Below are 20,773 nucleotides of genomic sequence, written 5' to 3'. Positions count from 1 at the left end.
CTCCTGATTAACCCGGAGCGGTTATGTTAACGATTCAATTTCTCTGTCCTTTGCCTAACGGTCTGCATGCTCGTCCGGCGTGGGAACTTAAAGAACAGTGCAGCCAGTGGCAAAGTGAAGTCACCTTTATTAACCATCGCCAGAACGCAAAGGCCGATGCGAAAAGTTCGCTGGCGCTGATTGGCACCGGCACCCTATTTAATGACAGTTGCAGCCTGAACATTAGCGGCAGCGATGAAGAGCAGGCGCGGCGCGTGCTGGAAGAGTACATCCAGGTGCGCTTTATCGACAGCGACAGCGTCCAGCCTACGCAGGCAGAACTGACGGCGCATCCGCTGCCGCGTTCATTAAGCCGCCTTAACCCGGATTTACTGTACGGCAATGTGCTGGCAAGCGGCGTCGGCGTGGGTACGCTGACCCTGTTACAAAGCGACAGCCTCGACAGTTATCGGGCAATCCCCGCCAGTGTGCAAGATTCCACCCGGCTGGAGCACAGCCTGGCAACGCTTGCCGAGCAACTGAACCAGCAATTGCGTGAGCGTGACGGCGAAAGCAAAACTATCCTCAGCGCCCATTTGTCGCTGATTCAGGATGATGAATTTGCAGGCAATATCCGTCGCCTGATGACAGAACAGCATCAGGGACTGGGGGCGGCGATCATCAGCAATATGGAGCAGGTTTGCGCCAAGCTTTCTGCTTCTGCCAGCGATTATCTGCGCGAACGTGTTAGCGACATTCGCGATATTAGCGAACAGTTGCTGCATATCACCTGGCCGGAACTGAAGCCGCGCAACAATCTGGTGCTGGAAAAACCGACCATTCTGGTGGCTGAAGATTTAACCCCAAGCCAGTTTTTGAGCCTTGATTTGAAAAATCTTGCGGGCATGATTCTGGAGAAAACCGGGCGCACCTCGCATACCCTGATTCTGGCCCGCGCCTCGGCGATCCCGGTACTGAGCGGCCTGCCGCTGGATGCGATTGCCCGTTATGCCGGGCAACCGGCGGTGCTTGACGCCCAGTGCGGCGTGCTGGCGATTAACCCGAATGACGCGGTGAGCGGTTATTATCAGGTTGCGCAGACGCTGGCGGATAAACGCCAAAAACAACAGGCGCAGGCTGCCGCGCAGCTGGCCTATTCCCGTGATAACAAGCGTATTGATATCGCGGCGAATATTGGCACCGCTCTGGAAGCACCAGGCGCGTTTGCCAACGGCGCGGAAGGCGTCGGGCTGTTCCGTACCGAAATGCTGTATATGGATCGTGACAGCGCGCCGGACGAGCAGGAGCAATTTGAAGCCTACCAGCAGGTGCTACTGGCAGCGGGCGACAAGCCGATTATCTTCCGCACAATGGACATCGGAGGCGATAAAAGCATTCCTTATCTGAATATTCCCCAGGAAGAGAACCCGTTCCTCGGCTATCGCGCGGTACGTATTTACCCGGAATTTGCTGGCCTGTTCCGCACTCAACTACGGGCGATTTTGCGCGCTGCCAGTTTTGGCAACGCCCAGTTGATGATCCCGATGGTTCACAGCCTCGATCAGATCTTATGGGTGAAGGGCGAGATCCAAAAAGCGATCGTTGAGCTTAAGCGCGATGGCCTGCGTCATGCAGAGACGATTACTCTGGGTATCATGGTGGAAGTGCCGTCGGTGTGTTACATCATCGACCACTTCTGCGATGAGGTCGATTTCTTCAGTATCGGTTCTAACGATATGACCCAGTATCTGTATGCGGTCGATCGTAATAACCCGCGCGTATCGCCGCTGTATAACCCGATTACGCCATCGTTCCTGCGCATGTTGCAGCAGATTGTTACCACTGCGCATCAGCGGGGCAAATGGGTAGGCATTTGCGGTGAACTGGGCGGTGAAAGCCGTTATCTGCCGCTACTGCTTGGGCTGGGCCTGGATGAGCTGAGTATGAGTAGCCCGCGTATTCCGGCGGTGAAAAGCCAGCTTCGTCAACTGGATAGCGAGGCGTGTCGGGAACTGGCGCGTCAGGCATGTGAATGCCGCAGTGCGCAGGAAATTGAAGCGTTACTCACCGCCTTTACGCCGGAAGAAGACGTTCGCCCACTGCTGGCGCTGGAGAATATCTTTGTTGATCAGGATTTTAGCAATAAAGAGCAGGCGATCCAGTTCCTGTGCGGCAACCTCGGCGTTAACGGGCGCACTGAACATCCGTTTGAGCTGGAAGAAGACGTCTGGCAGCGGGAAGAGATTGTTACCACCGGCGTTGGTTTTGGCGTAGCGATCCCGCACACCAAATCTCAGTGGATCCGTCATTCCAGTATCAGCATTGCCCGGCTGGCGAAACCGATTGACTGGCAGTCAGAAATGGGCGAAGTCGAACTGGTGATCATGCTGACGCTGGGTGCTAACGAAGGGATGAATCATGTGAAAGTCTTCTCGCAGCTGGCGCGTAAACTGGTGAATAAAAACTTCCGCCAGTCGTTGTTTGCCGCGCAAGATGCACAAAGTATCCTGACGCTGCTGGAAACAGAATTAACCTTCTGACGTTAGCCCTGAAAACGGGCGCTGTACTCTCCCGGCGTCAGACCAAACTGACGCCGGAAAACGCGACAAAAATAGTCGCTATCCGGAAAACCGCAACGCTGTGCCACTTCATGAATTGACAGATGATATTTCTGCAAAATCATCCTCGCCTTCGCCATTCGCACCCAACGCACATACTCGATAAAACGCATCGTTCCATGCTGAGCAAACAGTTTTGACAGATGATTGGGCGTGATATTAAAAAACTGCGCCACGCTCTCGCGGGTGAGCGGCTGGGCATAATTATCCTGAACCCAGTTACAAATGCTGTGATAGAGAAAATCGCCGCGCGGCTGCGAATTGCCCGGCGGCATATTCACCACGTTACGGCAAAGATGCAGCAAACTTAACACCAGTGGCTGAATGATATTCTGCTCCAGCGGCGAACGGCTAAGATGGGTGAGGGCGGTAAGCATCGCTTCACCTTCACCGCGTTGCAGGCTGGGAAGCTGGATCTGGCGAGCAGGATGCAACAACGACGTGGTGCGGCTATCGTAAAACGATAACCCAAGCCAGGTCGGTGCGAACACCAGGCTTAACAGCATCACCGGTTTGTTGTTGATCGGTAAATTAGCCGCGCGTGCCGGAATAAACAGCATTTCTCCTTCCACCATTCGCTGCTGCTTTGCTTCCAGCAGGTTGCCGTATTCGCCGCGCAGCACGATATCCAGACGGGGAAAATCAATACATAAACTGCCCACCGGTAACGAGGCAGGCTGGCTGGCAAACCAGACGCGCCCCAGTAGTTGCGGGTTAAGCACCAGGCCGCTGAACAGATCGGCGAAAAATTGTTGATCGGCGGGCAAGCCTGGTGCTTTCATGAAAGTTCCCGATTAAAGATGCATTAACTGGCGAAATTCTTTCACTTTGCTGCGGCTGACCGGCACTTCAAAATCCAGATCTTTCAGTCGCAGAATGTAGGTGTTATTAAACCACGGTTCGATTTCGCGTATTTTGTTCAGATTGACACAAAATGAGCGATGGCAGCGGAAAAAATGCGACGGCGGCAGTTTGCTGCAAAATTCGGTAATGTTCATCGGCATTACGTAGGATTCACGCCGCGTATAGACAAAGGTCATTTTCTCGTGCGCTTCGGCGTAATAGATATCGTTAATTGGCGTGACGATTATTCGCTCATCTTTCACCAGATTAATGGTGTCATTCTCACGCGTTACCGTCGCGGCAGGCGTACTGCTGGTCTGCTGTTGTTGCCAGGCCGCTTCCAGTTTTTGCAGCATCCCGGTAATACGTGACTCCTGATACGGTTTGAGAATGTAGTCAAACGCCTCCAGTTCAAACGCTTCTACCGCATGTTCTTTCCACGCGGTGATGAACACAATAAACGGTTTATGGGCGAACTGGCTGATGTTTTGCGCCAGCAACACGCCATCCAGCGACGGAATATTGATATCCAGAAAAATGGCGTCGACGCGGTTATGCTGCAAAAACTTCAACACGTCCAGACCGTCGTCAAAGGTGCCGACAATCTCCATCTGGCTGTGCTCTTTAATTAGCCAGCTCAGTTCCTGTTGTGCCAGGAATTCGTCTTCAACAATGATGACTTTCACAATATCACTCCGGCTCAAAGCAATAACGTAGCCTGTGAGGCGACTGGGGTGCGTTGGTTAGGAATGTAAAACGCAATTTCCGTCCCCGGCTCCAGGCGGCGGATATGCAGCCCCTCGCCATACAATAACTTCACGCGATGATGGACATTCAGCAGGCCAATTTTATTGCCCGGCATTTCATTCGCTTCGACCCGCTCAATCACCTTTGGATCGATGCCGTGCCCGGTATCTCGCACCGCAATGCGTACCCGATTTCCGCACTCTGCAACGCTGATGGTGACAACGCCTTTACCTTTGCAAGGCTGAATACCGTGGACAATGGCGTTCTCCACCAACGGCTGGATCAGCAGGCTGGGAATGCAGCAATTCACCTCTTCATCAATATCATAGATAACCGTCAGCTTGTCACCAAAGCGGGCCTGCTCAATGGCAATATAGTCTTTAATTTGATACAGCTCTTTTTTGATATCGATTTGCTCATCGTCTTTTAATTCAATGTTATAGCGCAGATAACGCGACAGATTAAAGATCAACTGGCGAGCGGTATCCGGATTCAGACGGATTGACGATGAAATAGCGTTCAGAGCGTTAAACAGAAAATGGGGATTAATTTTGCTTTGCAGGGCGCGAAGCTCTGCCTTATTTGCCATTTCACGTAGCTGCTCGGCGCGTGAAACCTCCAGTTGCGTGGAGATGATTTGCGACAGACCGACCGCCATTTCCTGTAATGACGAGGTGATCTGATGCGCGTGGCAGTAGTAAATTTTCAGCGTTCCGGTCACGACCCCTTTCTCCCACAATGGGATCACCAGCATGGAATGAATCTCTGGTGTGCGGTGGGCTTCATCATTGTTTTTAATGATGATTTTTCCGTAATTCATCGCCTGACGGGTAGTCGGGCTAATGAAGTCATCGCCATTCTGATAGTTATGTTCACCCACGCCAACATAGGCCAGCACATGATCGGTATTAGTAATCGCCACCGCATCGGCGTGAATGTCATCGCGGATAATTTCGCAGACCTTGCGTAATGACTCGCTATTGACATGGCGAAACAGCGGTAGCGTTTTGTTGGCGATATCCAGCGCCAGCTTGGCCTGCCGCGCGGCGCTGGCCTCTTTTTCGCCCTCAACGCTTTGCACCAGAAGCACAATAAAGCCGATACAGACGCTACCGAGGATCATTGGAATGCCGATTTTAGAGACGATATCGATCCCCAACGCGGTAGTTGGTGCCCAGACAATTACCAGAATCATGGTCAACGTCTCACACAACATGCCGCCGAGAATACCGACGCGCCAGCGCTGTGCTTTGGGGATTTTCAGGTTTATCCAGCCTGATATACAACCCGCCAGAATGCTGGTGATAAAGCAGGGGATCGCCGTCACGCCGCCGATATCAATTAAATACCGGTGAATACCCGCAATCACGCCGGTAATGATGCCTACCCACGGGCCAAACAGAATCCCGCCGGACATCACCGCGATAATACGTACGTTCACCAGCGAGCCTTCTACGGGAACGCCGGACCAGGTGCTGAACAGGGCGAACAGCGAGAAAATGGCGGTAACGGCGAGCAATTCTTTTGGGGAGTGCGCCGACTTGTGCAACAGTTCGCGAAACAGGCGGATACGGATGAGAAAGAACAGGCAGATAAGCATTAACGCTGCCCGATCGAAGACCGCCAGCAGCATGTTGAATATTTCGTGCACGGGTGACTCTGAATAAGGATTAAACCTCTATGATAGGTAACCTGAAGGCTGATGACCAGCAGGCCGTTTTTGAGGAAAAACCATAAATTTAAAAGGGGATTGAAAGATAAATGGTGTATTAGCAATGTATCTCTTGATAATGCACTTCTGGCTGGTAAATTTATTGAAATTATAATGTTAATAAAATTGGTGGTAATTTTCTTGTTAGCGTAGAAAAATTTCCTGTTTTTGAAGTGGAGTTCCTCATTTAAAGCCATTGATAAAAATGTTCTAAAACGCTGGACAGACAGAAATTAATCAGGCTATTTTCAAAACAGCCACCATTGTGGCAGCGTCGCTCGGACGGTCCGGGCGCTAACGTTAATCTGAGGAAATTATGGCTGACACTCGCCCTGAACGTCGCTTTACGCGCATTGATCGTCTCCCGCCCTACGTTTTTAACATCACCGCTGAACTGAAAATGGCTGCGCGTCGGCGCGGCGAAGATATTATCGATTTCAGCATGGGTAACCCGGACGGTGCGACTCCGCCGCATATCGTCGAAAAATTATGTACTGTGGCCCAGCGCCCGGACACGCATGGTTACTCCACTTCACGCGGCATTCCGCGGTTACGTCGCGCCATTTCCCACTGGTATCAGGATCGCTACGACGTTGAAATCGACCCGGAATCAGAAGCCATCGTCACTATTGGTTCGAAAGAGGGCCTGGCGCATCTGATGCTGGCGACGCTGGATCATGGTGACACGGTGCTGGTGCCGAATCCAAGTTACCCGATCCATATTTATGGCGCGGTGATTGCCGGGGCGCAGGTACGCTCAGTGCCGCTGGTGGAAGGTGTCGATTTCTTCAACGAACTGGAGCGAGCCATTCGTGAAAGTTATCCGAAACCGAAGATGATGATCCTCGGCTTCCCGTCAAACCCAACCGCGCAATGCGTGGAACTGGAGTTCTTCGAAAAAGTAGTGGCGCTGGCGAAACGCTACGATGTGCTGGTGGTCCATGACCTGGCCTATGCCGATATCGTCTACGATGGCTGGAAAGCGCTGTCAATTATGCAGGTACCGGGTGCACGCGATGTGGCAGTCGAGTTCTTTACGCTGTCGAAAAGCTACAACATGGCGGGCTGGCGTATCGGCTTTATGGTTGGCAACAAAACGCTGGTCAGCGCCCTGGCTCGTATTAAAAGCTATCACGATTACGGCACCTTTACGCCGTTGCAGGTGGCGGCGATTGCGGCGCTGGAGGGCGATCAACAGTGCGTGCGCGACATTGCCGAACAGTACAAACGCCGCCGTGATGTATTGGTTAAAGGGTTGCATGAAGCGGGCTGGATGGTTGAAATGCCGAAGGCTTCGATGTATGTCTGGGCGAAAATCCCGGAACCATATGCGGCCATGGGATCGCTGGAATTTGCCAAGAAGCTCCTTAACGAAGCGAAGGTTTGTGTCTCGCCGGGGATTGGCTTTGGCGACTATGGTGATACGCATGTTCGCTTTGCACTGATTGAAAACCGCGACCGTATTCGTCAGGCCATCAGAGGGATTAAAGCGATGTTCCGTGCCGACGGTTTACTACCCGCCAGCAGCAAACATATTCACGAAAACGCGGAATAAACACCGTCGTCAGAAATGCAAACAGGAGCCTGATGGCTCCTGTTTTTCATTGCACAGTTTGCTTTTAGATCATCAGGGCAAAAGTACTGGCCCAAACGATGACCATAAAAGAAATGCCCATAAAGAAATATTTCACTTTACATCTCTCCGCGTAATTACTGTTACGCCTGAATGACTTCATTACACCTGATACAGTGAGTTGACACCGGGCAAAGCGACCTTAAAAGCCCTGTATTTTACCGTGGGCATCACCCCAGAATTCTGAGCTAAACTGCTCGAGACGGCGCTAATGTACGCCTAAAACTGAAACGAGACAAGAGGCATTTTCTTATTTACTTTTAGTAACTTACAAGTGTCTCATATCGGCGACAGTTTAATTTCTGACGGTAATAATTAGATATTCAGCGAAGGAAAAAACCTTAAGAAAAAAGCCATAAAAACCATGAGGTTATTATGGCCGATTTGAGGAGGGAAAGAGTAAGAGCAGTTTGTTAAATGTACAACGACGATTCTCCCACCGGGCGCGTTTTAAAGCGACGGTGGATCCAGAGGTACTGCTCCGGTGCGCGCATGATCTCTTTCTCGATAATCTTGTTCATATAGGCAGCGGCTTGATTTTCATCTGTCGGGTAGCCTTCCATCTCTGGGGTGATGAACAAACGATATCCGCTGTAATCCGCTTTTCTTACCATCGTTACGGTCAACATGGCTGCGCCAGAGAGACGGGAGAGAACATAGGTGCCATTGGTTGTGGCGACATTTTCCACCGCAAAGAACGGCGCGAAGGAGCTGCCTTTACGACCATAATCCTGATCGGGAGCAAACCATACCGCTTCACCTTTCTTCAGTGCACCGACAATGCCGCGCAGATTATTTCTGCCGATCATCGCTTTGTTAGAGCGCATGCGCCCACGGGTCTGCACCCATTCCATCAGCTGATTATTATGTGGACGATAGGTAGCCATCATTGGTTGGCACAGTCCCATCACGCGGCCGCCCAGTTCCAGCGACATAAAATGGACGCCGACAACCATTACGCCGCGATTTTGCATTTGTGCGCGTTTAAGGTTATCCAACCCTTCAACATCAAACCATTTACGTACGCGACTGTCGGGCCAGAACCATGCCATGCCGGTTTCTACCAGCGCCATGCCGAGTGAACGAAAGTTTTCGGCAATCATCTTCTCGCGTTCTTCCGCAGAATGCTGCGGGAAACAAAGTTCCAGGTTTTTACGGGCGATAGATTCACGACGTTTCAGGAATGGTCGCGCCATTGCGCCAATACGCGTGCCGAGAAAGCAGAGAACAGGATAAGGAAGCTGTACCCAAAGCCAGAGTACACCAAGCCCAAACCATGTGAGCCAGTAGCGAGGATGTAGAAACTCGCGGGAAAATTTGCATTGTGGAAACATAGTTACCTTCTGTAGATACGAATTGTTGTATCGCAGAAGATTCCATGTCGACAGCGGTACACTCAATTGGTTGGGCCATCATGTACGACAATGGTTCCTGTAAAGAGTGTAAAGACTAGTCAGGACATAACCACGAGGAGCATGAATGCGGTATCTGTACTTTATCACTCGCTGACTGCTTTCAGCTACTGATTATTAATCGTGCAAAGTAAATATTTTTCCGTACACAACAGTCTTGCATTTAACATGCTGTTTTCATTGATGCTTAGCAAAAATTGCCAGAGGTTAAGGATTGTCTTACTATTAAAGTGACTGAAGTTACAGGTTTTTTAGCGCGGCAGGAGGTTGAGCTATGATTTATTTATGGATGTTTCTCGCCCTGTGTATTGTCTGCGTAAGCGGCTACATCGGTCAGGTACTGAACGTGGTATCGGCGGTCTCTTCTTTCTTCGGCATGGTGATCCTCGCTGCACTCATTTATTACTTCACCATGTGGTTAACTGGCGGTAATGAACTAGTGACGGGGATATTTATGTTTCTTGCCCCGGCTTGTGGCTTGATGATTCGCTTTATGGTGGGGTATGGCAGGCGATAGTGGGTCAGGATGGCTCATTTGGGCAGGTGTTCACATCAGCATCAGACATGATTGTTCACCTGCCATGTGACAGACGCTATCGCACAGGATGAATAAGATAATTCGCCTTTGTCGGATAAGTAGGCGTGATTTCTTCTGTGAGGTTTAATGGTGGCGCATCTTCTCTCATCTTAAACAAAATCGCCTGTGATGGCTGAAGTTTTGTAGAGTGTGTGGTTGTCATCGCTGATGTTTTTTCAGTCTCTTTATAGCTCCTCTCACTTACACCACCAGAAATGGAAAATGCAAAAACATTGCATGCCATAATAGAGACCAATAAAAATAAGCTGAAAAGTATTAAGTTTACTTTCATAGAAAGTTATCCTGAAAATGGTTCACTGAGAACCTACGATGTTATGGCTGTATTTACATATAATTAATCAATATTTACATCGATATAATAAATGACATCTCTTTGTGGTACATAAGAATAGTTCTCTGCGACAGGAAGCAGATTCCTACAATTGTAAGACTAAAATACTTCTTGCGATAATAACTACAACTGTAAGATAACCCTTTCAAAATGACCGTTGCTCTCTGATTTCTCATTTCATGCTCACCCAATATGATGGCGGCGTTTTCTAAAACTGTTAAAGAATGAGGTAAGTATGAAACGTTTAATTATGGCTACGATGGTCACAGCAATTCTGGCATCTTCAACTGTATGGGCTGCTGATAATGCACCGGTAGCGGCACAACAGCAAACTCAGCAAGTTCAGCAAACCCAGAAAACGGCAGCAGCAGAGCGTATCTCTGAACAAGGTTTATATGCGATGCGTGACGTGCAGGTAGCGCGCCTGGCTCTGTTTCATGGCGATCCAGAAAAGGCAAAAGAACTGACCAATGAAGCTTCCGCTTTGCTGTCAGATGACAGTACCGAATGGGCAAAGTTCGCTAAGCCAGGTAAAAAGACCAATCTCAATGATGACCAATATATTGTCATTAATGCATCTGTCGGAATTTCTGAGAGTTATGTAGCAACTCCCGAAAAAGAAGCCGCGATAAAAATTGCCAATGAAAAAATGGCGAAAGGGGATAAAAAGGGCGCAATGGAAGAACTTCGCCTGGCCGGTGTTGGCGTAATGGAAAACCAATATCTGATGCCGCTTAAACAGACTCGTAATGCACTTGCTGATGCGCAGAAACTGCTTGATAAAAAGCAATACTACGAGGCAAACCTGGCGCTTAAAGGTGCGGAAGATGGAATCATCGTCGACAGCGAAGCACTGTTTGTGAACTAATGCTGACAGGCAGTATATTGAGGTAAAGGATTTAACTCCCTCCAGCCGACAATTTTTTATGACCACAATACGACAGGTTGTGGTCATAAAATTATTTGGCGCTCGCGGTTCTATAAACACGCATTTTATCTTCCTCAAAGTAAATCCCAATAATCCCGTGTCATCACAAATCATTTATTATGTTATGTTTTATGGTACGCTTTAAAAAGCGTAATCATACCCTTACTTGTAAATCACCGGCGCTTCTTACAGTTGTAAGAATAACATCACAAATGTCGCGACTCTCTCTGATTACCACGAATCAATATTTATCATATTCTTCTTTTCGTCCTCACTACTTACCATGCAGAAAGGAATTGGAAGTGGCGATGAAATGATTTTCAGCACTTGATACAGGATTTTAAAAATATCGAGTGCAGCTACGACGATATTTTGCGGGTTATTTATAGAAGATATTACGCCTTAAATAAACGCTAAATTAACACATATTTAATTAACTAATAGGTATTGCTATGTCAACTCCACTTCAAGGAATTAAAGTTCTCGATTTCACCGGTGTGCAATCTGGCCCATCTTGTACTCAAATGCTGGCCTGGTTTGGCGCTGACGTTATTAAAATTGAACGTCCCGGCGTTGGTGACGTAACGCGTCACCAGCTGCGAGATATTCCTGATATCGATGCGCTTTACTTCACCATGCTTAACAGTAACAAACGTTCTATTGAGTTAAATACCAAAACAGCGGAAGGCAAAGAGGTAATGGAAAAGCTGATCCGCGAAGCTGATATCTTAGTCGAGAACTTTCATCCAGGGGCCATTGATCACATGGGCTTCACCTGGGAGCATATTCAAGAAATCAATCCACGTCTGATTTTTGGTTCGATCAAAGGGTTTGATGAGTGTTCGCCTTATGTGAATGTAAAAGCCTATGAAAACGTTGCTCAGGCAGCGGGTGGCGCGGCATCCACTACGGGTTTTTGGGATGGTCCGCCGCTGGTAAGCGCTGCAGCGTTGGGTGACAGCAACACCGGAATGCATTTGCTGATCGGTTTACTTGCTGCTTTGCTGCATCGCGAAAAAACGGGGCGTGGGCAACGAGTCACCATGTCAATGCAGGATGCCGTATTGAACCTTTGCCGCGTGAAATTACGTGACCAGCAGCGTCTCGATAAATTGGGTTATCTGGAAGAATACCCGCAGTATCCGAATGGTACATTTGGTGATGCAGTTCCCCGCGGTGGTAATGCAGGTGGTGGCGGTCAGCCTGGCTGGATCCTGAAATGTAAAGGCTGGGAAACCGATCCTAACGCCTATATTTATTTCACTATTCAGGAGCAAAACTGGGAAAACACCTGTAAAGCCATCGGCAAACCAGAATGGATTACCGATCCGGCATACAGTACAGCCCATGCACGACAGCCACATATTTTCGATATTTTTGCTGAAATCGAAAAATACACTGTCACTATTGATAAACATGAAGCGGTGGCCTATTTGACTCAGTTTGATATTCCTTGTGCACCGGTTTTAAGTATGAAAGAAATTTCACTTGATCCCTCTTTGCGCCAAAGTGGCAGTGTTGTTGAAGTGGAACAACCGTTGCGTGGAAAATATCTGACCGTTGGTTGTCCAATGAAATTCTCTGCCTTTACGCCGGATATTAAAGCTGCGCCGCTATTAGGTGAACATACCGCTGCTGTATTGCAGGAGCTAGGTTATAGCGACGATGAAATTGCTGCAATGAAGCAAAACCACGCCATCTGATATTAACGGGGGCTTCTGGCTCCCAATTTATAAAAATTTCGAGGTTATTAATCATGTCAGATCAACTTCAAATGACAGATGGTATGCATATCATCGTTGAAGCATTAAAACAGAATAATATTGACACTATTTATGGTGTTGTAGGTATTCCTGTGACGGATATGGCACGCCATGCCCAGGCGGAAGGCATTCGTTATATTGGTTTTCGTCATGAGCAGTCGGCAGGCTATGCCGCTGCGGCAAGCGGTTTTCTTACCCAAAAACCGGGGATCTGCCTGACAGTTTCTGCGCCAGGATTCCTCAATGGTTTGACCGCATTGGCCAACGCAACGGTAAATGGTTTTCCGATGATCATGATTAGCGGCTCCAGCGACCGCGCGATCGTCGACCTACAGCAAGGTGATTATGAAGAGCTGGACCAAATGAATGCGGCAAAACCGTATGCCAAAGCAGCATTTCGCGTTAATCAGCCGCAGGATCTTGGCATTGCATTGGCACGCGCTATCCGGGTCTCTGTATCGGGTCGCCCTGGCGGAGTTTATCTTGATTTGCCAGCAAATGTCCTGGCCGCGACGATGGAAAAAGACGAAGCGTTAACCACGATTGTTAAAGTTGAAAATCCATCGCCAGCATTATTGCCATGCCCGAAGTCAGTCACTAGCGCAATTTCGCTTTTAGCAAAAGCTGAACGGCCATTAATTATCCTTGGCAAAGGCGCGGCGTATTCACAAGCTGATGAACAGCTTCGTGAATTTATTGAAAGTACTCAGATTCCATTCCTGCCAATGTCTATGGCGAAAGGGATCCTTGAAGATACGCATCCACTTTCTGCGGCAGCTGCGCGTTCGTTTGCCCTGGCAAATGCTGACGTTGTCATGCTTGTTGGTGCACGACTGAATTGGTTATTGGCACACGGTAAAAAAGGATGGGCGGCAGATACACAGTTTATTCAACTGGATATTGAACCGCAGGAAATTGACAGCAACCGCCCCATTGCTGTGCCAGTCGTTGGTGATATTGCATCCAGTATGCAAGGTATGCTGGCAGAACTGAAACAAAACACATTTACGACTCCACTGGTATGGCGCGATATTTTAAATATCCACAAGCAGCAAAATGCACAAAAAATGCATGAAAAATTAAGTACAGATACTCAACCATTAAATTACTTTAATGCATTAAGTGCTGTGCGCGACGTATTGCGCGAGAACCAGGATATTTATTTAGTTAATGAAGGTGCAAATACCCTGGATAATGCACGAAATATTATTGATATGTATAAACCACGTCGTCGTCTGGATTGTGGTACCTGGGGTGTCATGGGCATCGGTATGGGCTATGCCATCGGTGCTAGCGTGACTTCTGGTTCTCCGGTTGTCGCCATTGAAGGTGATAGTGCTTTTGGTTTCAGTGGGATGGAAATTGAAACGATTTGTCGATATAACCTGCCGGTGACGATCGTTATTTTTAATAATGGCGGCATCTACAGAGGAGACGGTGTTGATCTCAGTGGCGCTGGTGCACCATCACCAACGGATCTGTTGCACCATGCAAGGTATGACAAATTAATGGATGCGTTTCGTGGCGTTGGCTATAACGTCACCACGACAGATGAACTTCGTCATGCTTTAACCACCGGTATTCAGTCGCGCAAACCGACCATTATTAATGTGGTCATCGACCCTGCAGCAGGAACTGAAAGTGGCCATATTACCAAACTTAACCCAAAACAAGTCGCTGGTAATTAAATACTGACATCGTCTCCTCTTGCCAACTCATTATGCGATGGTGAGGGGACCCTTATCGGAAATACTATTATGCTAACATTTTTTATTGGCGATTTATTGCCTATTATCGTAATCATGCTGTTGGGTTATTTTAGCGGCAGACGAGAAACATTTTCAGAAGATCAAGCTCGGGCATTTAATAAACTGGTATTAAACTACGCGCTTCCTGCGGCTCTATTTGTATCTATTACTCGGGCAAACAGGGAAATGATTTTTGCGGACACTCGTCTGACCCTTGTATCACTTGTGGTTATTGTCGGATGTTTCTTTTTCTCCTGGTTCGGTTGCTACAAATTTTTTAAACGTACCCATGCAGAAGCAGCTGTATGTGCATTAATTGCAGGTTCACCTACCATTGGATTCCTGGGGTTTGCAGTTCTCGATCCTATTTATGGTGATTCCGTATCAACAGGTTTAGTGGTAGCAATTATTTCTATTATTGTTAACGCAATTACTATTCCTATTGGTCTGTATTTGCTGAATCCTTCCTCAGGAGCGGATGGTAAGAAGAATAGTAATCTGAGCGCATTAATTTCTGCGGCAAAGGAGCCAGTAGTATGGGCACCTGTTCTGGCAACGATCCTGGTGTTGGTTGGGGTAAAAATTCCGGCAGCATGGGACCCAACCTTTAATCTGATTGCGAAGGCTAACTCAGGGGTAGCGGTATTCGCTGCGGGGTTGACTCTGGCTGCACATAAATTCGAGTTCAGTGCCGAAATTGCTTATAACACCTTCCTGAAGCTGATTCTGATGCCACTGGCACTGCTTCTCGTTGGTATGGCATGTCATTTGAACAGCGAACATCTGCAGATGATGGTACTGGCAGGCGCATTACCGCCGGCATTCTCCGGAATCATTATTGCCAGCCGGTTTAATGTCTACACCCGTACTGGTACAGCGTCATTGGCTGTGAGCGTACTGGGCTTTGTCGTCACGGCTCCCTTGTGGATTTATGTCAGTCGACTGGTTTCATAATTAATCATGTTATTGATTTTACATAAATGCCGAAGTGTCTTTTCACCTTCGGCTTTTTTCAAGGCATAAGCAAATGACAAATAATGAAAGCAAAGGGCCGTTTGAAGGCTTATTAGTTATCGATATGACACATGTCCTTAATGGACCTTTCGGAACTCAACTTCTTTGTAATATGGGCGCAAGGGTAATTAAAGTTGAGCCACCAGGTCATGGTGATGATACCCGCACATTTGGTCCCTATGTGGATGGACAGTCACTCTATTACAGTTTTATTAATCATGGCAAAGAGAGTGTGGTTCTTGATTTAAAGAATGATCACGATAAAAGTATATTTATAAATATGCTCAAACAAGCTGATGTATTAGCTGAGAATTTTCGCCCAGGTACAATGGAAAAACTGGGGTTTTCATGGGAAACGCTTCAAGAAATCAACCCGCGCCTCATATATGCTTCATCGTCAGGTTTCGGACATACCGGTCCGCTAAAAGATGCTCCTGCCTACGATACCATCATTCAGGCAATGAGCGGGATAATGATGGAAACAGGATATCCTGATGCTCCGCCAGTGCGCGTTGGTACATCTCTTGCGGATCTATGCGGCGGTGTCTATTTATTCAGCGGAATAGTGAGTGCACTTTATGGCCGCGAAAAGAGCCAGAGAGGGGCGCATGTCGATATAGCGATGTTTGATGCCACGCTGAGTTTTCTGGAGCATGGTCTGATGGCATATATCGCGACAGGGAAGTCACCACAACGTCTGGGAAATCGCCATCCCTACATGGCACCTTTTGATGTTTTCAATACTCAGGATAAGCCGATTACGATTTGTTGTGGTAATGACAAGCTTTTTTCTGCGTTATGCCAGGCACTGGAGCTTACGGAACTGGTTAATGATCCCCGATTTAGCAGCAATATTTTACGCGTACAAAACCAGGCTATTCTTAAACAATATATTGAGCGGACGTTAAAAACGCAGGCAGCTGAAGTTTGGTTAGCCAGAATACATGAAGTTGGTGTACCCGTCGCGCCGTTATTAAGTGTGGCTGAGGCCATTAAATTGCCACAAACTCAGGCGAGAAATATGTTGATTGAAGCCGGGGGAATAATGATGCCGGGTAATCCGATAAAAATCAGCGGCTGCGCGGACCCGCATGTTATGCCGGGAGCGGCAACGCTCGACCAGCATGGGGAACAAATTCGCCAGGAGTTCTCATCATAAATGTAAGATGTGCTGGTAAATAGCTCCCACATTTGAACATTGTGGGAGCCGCTATTTAGTCATTTTTCTGACAGAAAACAGCAATCTCCTGGTCCAGCTCTGCAATGTGTTCTTTTACAGAGTTCAGCAACTGAAGAATTTCAGGCTTACTGTCATCTGAAACAGGTGTTATTTCTAACTGATGGCTAATATTAATCAACTTTTGCAAATTCAGGATGTTAGCCGCACCGTGGATGCGATGAATACACTGATGGAAAGTTCTGTTATCGCCAGCTTCTAGTGCTTGAAACGCAGCGGGTAGATCTTTATGCGTTTCATGCTGGAAAGTCATGAGAATCTCCTGCATCAGTTGTAGATCGTTCGCCGTATTATTTTTCAGGGCTTCGATATCAAGGTGGCGATACTGAGGTGCAATATGCGCAACCTGGTGTAACTGACTTAAATGTGTTTTCAGTACATCCAGGGTCAACGGTTTGAACAAACATAAGTTCATGCCGCAACTTAACCCTTTTTCACGTTCGTTAGCCTGTGCGTTGGCTGTAAGCCCCCAGATGGGTAAGGAAGAATTTTGCTCACGGAGTTTGCGAGTCAACTCAAAACCATCCATATTCGGCATATTAACGTCAGTAATAAGCAGATCATAATGTTGCATACTGACTTTGTGTAGCGCTTGCACACCATCAGTGGCTTCATCAACATCATATCCTAATAGATTTAGCTGGCGTTTGAGTAATAGCCTGTTGGTCGGATGATCATCCGCGATTAATATGCTCAACTTTTCAGGTAGTGTGATGGGGTGTTCTGCTTTTGCCTCGACAGTCGCCACTTGCTGGCTAATTTCTACCGGGATTGTGATCGTAAATGTTGTTCCTATGCCTGGATGACTTTCTAATGACAAATCGCCCTGCATATTTTTAATTAATTCTTTGCAGATCATTAAGCCTAAGCCAGATCCTGTTTGCTGGCGACCTGCACTTGTTTGGCTGTAGCGTTTAAAGAGTTGTTGTTGTTCTTCCTGCGATAATCCACTTCCAGAATCCATAATCGTCATTTTGATAACAGCGTGGTTGTCATCAATGTGAACCAGGGAGGTCGTAATTTTTACTGCCCCCTCGGTGGTAAATTTGAGAGCATTGCTCAGTAAATTTGATAAGACCTGCTTAAACGCCTGAGGGTCGATCTTAACCAGGTAATGATCAGGAAATGTACTGCTGCAACTTAATGCGATCGATTTGCTTGCAGCAATCGCACCGAAAGAGTGACAAGTGTTCTGGACTAAAGTAGGGATATCGACCCATTGTGGTTGAAGTTGATAGTTACCCGATTCAATTTTGTCGACATCAAGGATTTCACCAATTAAGCCGAGGAGTGATTGTCCGGTGGCGTAGGCAAGTGAAATCGCCTCCACCCGTTGCTCCTTGCTAAGACCAGAACCCGACAGAAGTTCCAGGAAGCCCATAATAGAGCTTATTGGTGTTCTTATTTCGTGACTCATCGTTGCCAGAAACTGACTTTTTGCTACGGTAGCCTTTATCGCTTTATTTTTTTCTACCTCGAGTGCATTAATTAGATCACGCGTTTCAGTAATATCTTGCCAACCACAAATATATACTGCATTGTCACTTGCAGGAAGATTGCATAATGTATGCCAGTGATTAATGCATCTTTTCTCGATGCCATTATCAATTTCAAATACCTGTGTGTATATTGTTCGATTTTCTTTCGTTTCTGCTGTGACTTCATGCGCATTAGAAAAAACATCTTTAAAGGGTGAGTCACTGTTTTCTAATGGTAACATTGCATTTTTGTAGTAATCCGCAGTGAAATAATGTTCAAAAGCACTATTATGACTAATGACATTACCTTGCCAGTTTACAACATAAGTTGGATTCGGTAAGGAATCCGAGAGTGCTTTTCGGAATGATATTTGGTTCTCTAAATCACCCTGAATGACTTTACGACGACGAACTGAGCGTAACAGGTAGAATCCCCATAAAAGGCTACTGCCAACTAATAAAACGGATAATGTCGTAACAATATAAAATTGCTCGCTATATAGGTCCCATGTGTCAATGGTCACATTGGGCATTTTAATCCATTTTTCCGTCAGGCGCAGAACTTCGCTTGGGGGAATTGCATTCAGTGCTTTATTAATAATATCCTTAAGTTCCGGTTCTCCGCGAGGAAAAGCGAACGAAAGCGATGCATTCGGAACGCCAGGAATAAGAAAATGATAAAGTTCATTAGGATAGTAATGATCGATCATGTAACGCGAATTTAACTGTGTCGCGACCAGAGCATCAAGTTCACCTTCCTTAACCTTGTGAAATGCAGCGCTGGCATTATCGACCTGTATCCATTCAACCTCCGGATACATCTCTTTTAATTGCGAATGCAGCTCATAATAATATGGAATGGCAACTTTCATTCCTTTTTTTAATGTTTGTTCACTGTCAGGCGCTTTTTGCATGACAAAAACGTAAGGCGTTGTTATGAAGGCTTCAGCAAATAAAACATTATTTTCTCGATCTTCACTATAAATAGCGCCAGGTATTATATCCCATCCTCCGGGGCTAAGCTGTGTTCCAGCATGGATATTGTGTGAAACGGTGATCGGAGAAAAATTTAAACCTGTTTGCAAGGTAATAATATTAAGAATGTCCCCCATAACGCCCCGAACCGAGCCATTTTCATCCGTCATAGAATAGGGGGGCGAGTAAGGATTTTCCAGCACCTTTAAATTGGGATGCTGCTTAATCCACTGTTTTTCATGTTCAGTGAGTTCTAATGGTTTGTTCAGAAAGGCCAGGTTTCCTGTATCAAGCCAATTTTGTGATACTTCATAGCGAACTTCATTTGTTAAAGCATCAACAAATCTATTGAGTACTTCATTAAGAATGACAGATTCTTTTCTGGTCAAGAAAAAATTATATTGACGCGGCGAGTTATAATATTTCACTACATTTAAGGAGTGAGTGAAATAGCGGGAAATCATACTGCTGGTAATGATGTTACTACCAATAAAGTAATCATTGTGCCCAGCTGAGACGGATGCTAATGCCTGATATAAATTTGTAAAAGAGATAATTGTTGCTTTTGGAAATGATTGATGAATTACCTCGTCTGGGGGGTAATTTGCTACCCGAGCAATATTTACTGGTTTTGGTGAGGTAAGCGGTCGCATTGAGTCGTGAAGGGTGGTTACCAGCGCCGGAAAGGTAATTATCAATGGTTTGGTTGCAGCAATGTCATTATTAAGAGGCGGCGAAGTAACTAAATGTGATAACACTATATCGACTTCACCTTCTGCAAGCGCGTCCATTGCTTTTTGATGATCTGCGTATTCCCGGAGTGTTAATTTGATATTTAACGCTCTTTTTAAAAGATTTAAATAATCAGCATTAATACCACGAACCTGTTGCTGCGAATCGGTATGCAACAAGGTAGCCGTTTGGGACTTGTGTACTGCAATCACAAGATTTTTTTTGCTCGCTAACCAACGTAATTCCTTGTTGCTCAGACGTACTGGATCAAGTGTGACACGGTTGTTACTACTGATGCCACGATATTCGATGTAATCTTCGTCTGCGAAACTTATGGTCGACCAAAGACCACAACAGAGAAGAAAAAAATAGGGTAAAAACTTCATGTGATTAGCCGATTTTGTTACGTTGCGCGAATGTGTAAAGATCCATCAGTGATTTACATTCTAATTTTTCCATCAGGCGACTTTTATAAGTGCTGACAGTTTTGTTGCTGATGAACATTTTTTCAGCAATGTCATTATTATCCTTGCCATCAAGAATATACCGCATGACACTAATTTCTTGTTTCGATAAGGAGTCGAGTTTTTGCTGGTCGGACGTTAAACTTCCAACAAACCGGTTGAGAGAGAAGGGGAAATAGCAGTAGCCATTTTTTGCAGCTTCAATAGCCGCAATGATATTGTTCATGCCTTCTTTTTTACTCACGAATCCATTAGCGCCAGCATCAGCACAATGTTTCCCGTAAAAATGGTCATTTTTAGCGGAGACAATAATAATAATTCCGCTATATTGGCGCTTCCTCAGCGTTTCTAACACCTGGATACCGTTAACTCCGGGGATATCGACATCAATGATGACGATATCAGGCTTAAGTGTTTCCACCCGCTGAACGGCGCTTCCCCCTTCAGTCAACTCCGCTAAGATTTCAATATCGTTTTTGATCAATAAATTACGAATTGCTGCGATAGCAAGAGGATGGTCATCAATAATTATTGCGTTCATAGATTATTCCCTTTGCAATGA

At 46.7% G+C, this 20,773-nt stretch carries 16 protein-coding genes; 8 read left to right on the top strand and 8 right to left on the bottom strand.

Annotation, left to right across the window (positions count from 1 at the left end; genetic code table 11):
* The first annotated feature begins 23 nt into the window (after window positions 1-23).
* Window positions 24-2,519, top strand: a complete 2,496-nt coding sequence (gene ptsP, locus FTE26_RS17970; protein WP_000955938.1) for a phosphoenolpyruvate--protein phosphotransferase — start codon at window positions 24-26, stop codon at window positions 2,517-2,519.
* Window positions 2,520-2,521: 2 nt separating this feature from the next.
* On the opposite strand, the gene FTE26_RS17965 is transcribed toward ptsP, so the two are convergent.
* The 3 genes from FTE26_RS17965 to ypdA are packed head-to-tail and all read right to left on the bottom strand — an operon-like array spanning window position 2,522 to window position 5,838.
* The gene (locus tag FTE26_RS17965) at window positions 2,522-3,379 is read right to left on the bottom strand and encodes an AraC family transcriptional regulator (protein ID WP_000646844.1); all 858 of its coding nucleotides are present in this window, start codon (window positions 3,377-3,379) and stop codon (window positions 2,522-2,524) included.
* 12 nt (window positions 3,380-3,391) lie between these two features.
* Complete coding sequence (gene ypdB / locus FTE26_RS17960; protein WP_001295458.1) at window positions 3,392-4,126, bottom strand: two-component system response regulator YpdB; 735 nt, start codon at window positions 4,124-4,126, stop codon at window positions 3,392-3,394.
* Between the two features lie 14 nt (window positions 4,127-4,140).
* Window positions 4,141-5,838 (bottom strand): two-component system sensor histidine kinase YpdA, encoded by a 1,698-nt coding sequence (gene ypdA / locus FTE26_RS17955; RefSeq protein ID WP_000544359.1) that lies wholly within the window; start codon window positions 5,836-5,838, stop codon window positions 4,141-4,143.
* Between the two features lie 376 nt (window positions 5,839-6,214).
* Between ypdA and alaC the strand changes: the two genes are divergently transcribed.
* Complete coding sequence (alaC, locus tag FTE26_RS17950) at window positions 6,215-7,453, top strand: alanine transaminase (protein WP_272457588.1); 1,239 nt, start codon at window positions 6,215-6,217, stop codon at window positions 7,451-7,453.
* Window positions 7,454-7,517: 64 nt separating this feature from the next.
* On the opposite strand, the gene ypdK is transcribed toward alaC, so the two are convergent.
* Both ypdK and lpxP read right to left on the bottom strand, forming a co-directional pair.
* Window positions 7,518-7,589, bottom strand: a complete 72-nt coding sequence (gene ypdK / locus FTE26_RS17945) for a membrane protein YpdK (RefSeq protein ID WP_012767748.1) — start codon at window positions 7,587-7,589, stop codon at window positions 7,518-7,520.
* 355 nt (window positions 7,590-7,944) lie between these two features.
* The gene (gene lpxP, locus FTE26_RS17940; RefSeq protein WP_000484404.1) at window positions 7,945-8,865 is read right to left on the bottom strand and encodes a kdo(2)-lipid IV(A) palmitoleoyltransferase; all 921 of its coding nucleotides are present in this window, start codon (window positions 8,863-8,865) and stop codon (window positions 7,945-7,947) included.
* A gap of 352 nt (window positions 8,866-9,217) precedes the next feature.
* Between lpxP and FTE26_RS17935 the strand changes: the two genes are divergently transcribed.
* Entirely contained in the window at window positions 9,218-9,460 is a 243-nt protein-coding gene (locus FTE26_RS17935) for a YfdY family protein (RefSeq protein ID WP_000639883.1), read from the top strand.
* A gap of 76 nt (window positions 9,461-9,536) precedes the next feature.
* On the opposite strand, the gene ypdI is transcribed toward FTE26_RS17935, so the two are convergent.
* Window positions 9,537-9,812 (bottom strand): colanic acid biosynthesis lipoprotein YpdI, encoded by a 276-nt coding sequence (gene ypdI, locus FTE26_RS17930; RefSeq protein ID WP_000867637.1) that lies wholly within the window; start codon window positions 9,810-9,812, stop codon window positions 9,537-9,539.
* Window positions 9,813-10,107: 295 nt separating this feature from the next.
* Here ypdI and FTE26_RS17925 point away from each other — a divergent pair, with 295 nt between their 5' ends.
* The 5 genes from FTE26_RS17925 (at window position 10,108) to yfdE (ending at window position 16,484) form a co-directional block, all read left to right on the top strand.
* The gene (locus FTE26_RS17925) at window positions 10,108-10,740 is read left to right on the top strand and encodes a YfdX family protein (protein ID WP_000825604.1); all 633 of its coding nucleotides are present in this window, start codon (window positions 10,108-10,110) and stop codon (window positions 10,738-10,740) included.
* Window positions 10,741-11,252: 512 nt separating this feature from the next.
* Entirely contained in the window at window positions 11,253-12,503 is a 1,251-nt protein-coding gene (frc, locus tag FTE26_RS17920) for a formyl-CoA transferase (RefSeq protein ID WP_000106759.1), read from the top strand.
* A gap of 53 nt (window positions 12,504-12,556) precedes the next feature.
* The gene (gene oxc, locus FTE26_RS17915; RefSeq protein ID WP_001283499.1) at window positions 12,557-14,251 is read left to right on the top strand and encodes an oxalyl-CoA decarboxylase; all 1,695 of its coding nucleotides are present in this window, start codon (window positions 12,557-12,559) and stop codon (window positions 14,249-14,251) included.
* A gap of 69 nt (window positions 14,252-14,320) precedes the next feature.
* Window positions 14,321-15,265, top strand: coding sequence for a transporter YfdV (gene yfdV, locus FTE26_RS17910; RefSeq protein ID WP_000955028.1), 945 nt, complete (start codon window positions 14,321-14,323; stop codon window positions 15,263-15,265).
* A gap of 73 nt (window positions 15,266-15,338) precedes the next feature.
* Entirely contained in the window at window positions 15,339-16,484 is a 1,146-nt protein-coding gene (gene yfdE / locus FTE26_RS17905) for a CoA:oxalate CoA-transferase (RefSeq protein ID WP_001296867.1), read from the top strand.
* A gap of 55 nt (window positions 16,485-16,539) precedes the next feature.
* On the opposite strand, the gene evgS is transcribed toward yfdE, so the two are convergent.
* Both evgS and evgA read right to left on the bottom strand, forming a co-directional pair.
* Entirely contained in the window at window positions 16,540-20,133 is a 3,594-nt protein-coding gene (evgS, locus tag FTE26_RS17900) for an acid-sensing system histidine kinase EvgS (protein ID WP_001348569.1), read from the bottom strand.
* 4 nt (window positions 20,134-20,137) lie between these two features.
* Window positions 20,138-20,752 carry an acid-sensing system DNA-binding response regulator EvgA gene (gene evgA, locus FTE26_RS17895; RefSeq protein ID WP_000991370.1) on the bottom strand — a complete coding sequence of 205 codons (615 nt, stop codon included), beginning with the start codon at window positions 20,750-20,752 and terminating at the stop codon, window positions 20,138-20,140.
* Window positions 20,753-20,773 lie beyond the last annotated feature (21 nt).

This window comes from Escherichia sp. S10b, assembly GCF_028421345.1.
Classification (GTDB): Bacteria; Pseudomonadota; Gammaproteobacteria; order Enterobacterales; family Enterobacteriaceae; genus ECMA0423.
This window is presented reverse-complemented; position numbering and strand designations above follow the sequence as displayed.

What these genes read in the sequence shown, in the direction of transcription:
- ptsP (WP_000955938.1), top strand. Translation starts at nt 24, where the DNA reads ATGTTAACGATTCAATTTCTCTGTCCTTTGCCTAACGGTCTGCATGCT.
- frc (WP_000106759.1), top strand. Translation starts at nt 11,253, where the DNA reads ATGTCAACTCCACTTCAAGGAATTAAAGTTCTCGATTTCACCGGTGTG.
- oxc (WP_001283499.1), top strand. Translation starts at nt 12,557, where the DNA reads ATGTCAGATCAACTTCAAATGACAGATGGTATGCATATCATCGTTGAA.
- evgA (WP_000991370.1), bottom strand. Translation starts at nt 20,752, where the DNA reads ATGAACGCAATAATTATTGATGACCATCCTCTTGCTATCGCAGCAATT.
- yfdE (WP_001296867.1), top strand. Translation starts at nt 15,339, where the DNA reads ATGACAAATAATGAAAGCAAAGGGCCGTTTGAAGGCTTATTAGTTATC.
- FTE26_RS17925 (WP_000825604.1), top strand. Translation starts at nt 10,108, where the DNA reads ATGAAACGTTTAATTATGGCTACGATGGTCACAGCAATTCTGGCATCT.
- alaC (WP_272457588.1), top strand. Translation starts at nt 6,215, where the DNA reads ATGGCTGACACTCGCCCTGAACGTCGCTTTACGCGCATTGATCGTCTC.
- FTE26_RS17965 (WP_000646844.1), bottom strand. Translation starts at nt 3,379, where the DNA reads ATGAAAGCACCAGGCTTGCCCGCCGATCAACAATTTTTCGCCGATCTG.
- FTE26_RS17935 (WP_000639883.1), top strand. Translation starts at nt 9,218, where the DNA reads ATGATTTATTTATGGATGTTTCTCGCCCTGTGTATTGTCTGCGTAAGC.
- lpxP (WP_000484404.1), bottom strand. Translation starts at nt 8,865, where the DNA reads ATGTTTCCACAATGCAAATTTTCCCGCGAGTTTCTACATCCTCGCTAC.
- evgS (WP_001348569.1), bottom strand. Translation starts at nt 20,133, where the DNA reads ATGAAGTTTTTACCCTATTTTTTTCTTCTCTGTTGTGGTCTTTGGTCG.
- ypdI (WP_000867637.1), bottom strand. Translation starts at nt 9,812, where the DNA reads ATGAAAGTAAACTTAATACTTTTCAGCTTATTTTTATTGGTCTCTATT.
- yfdV (WP_000955028.1), top strand. Translation starts at nt 14,321, where the DNA reads ATGCTAACATTTTTTATTGGCGATTTATTGCCTATTATCGTAATCATG.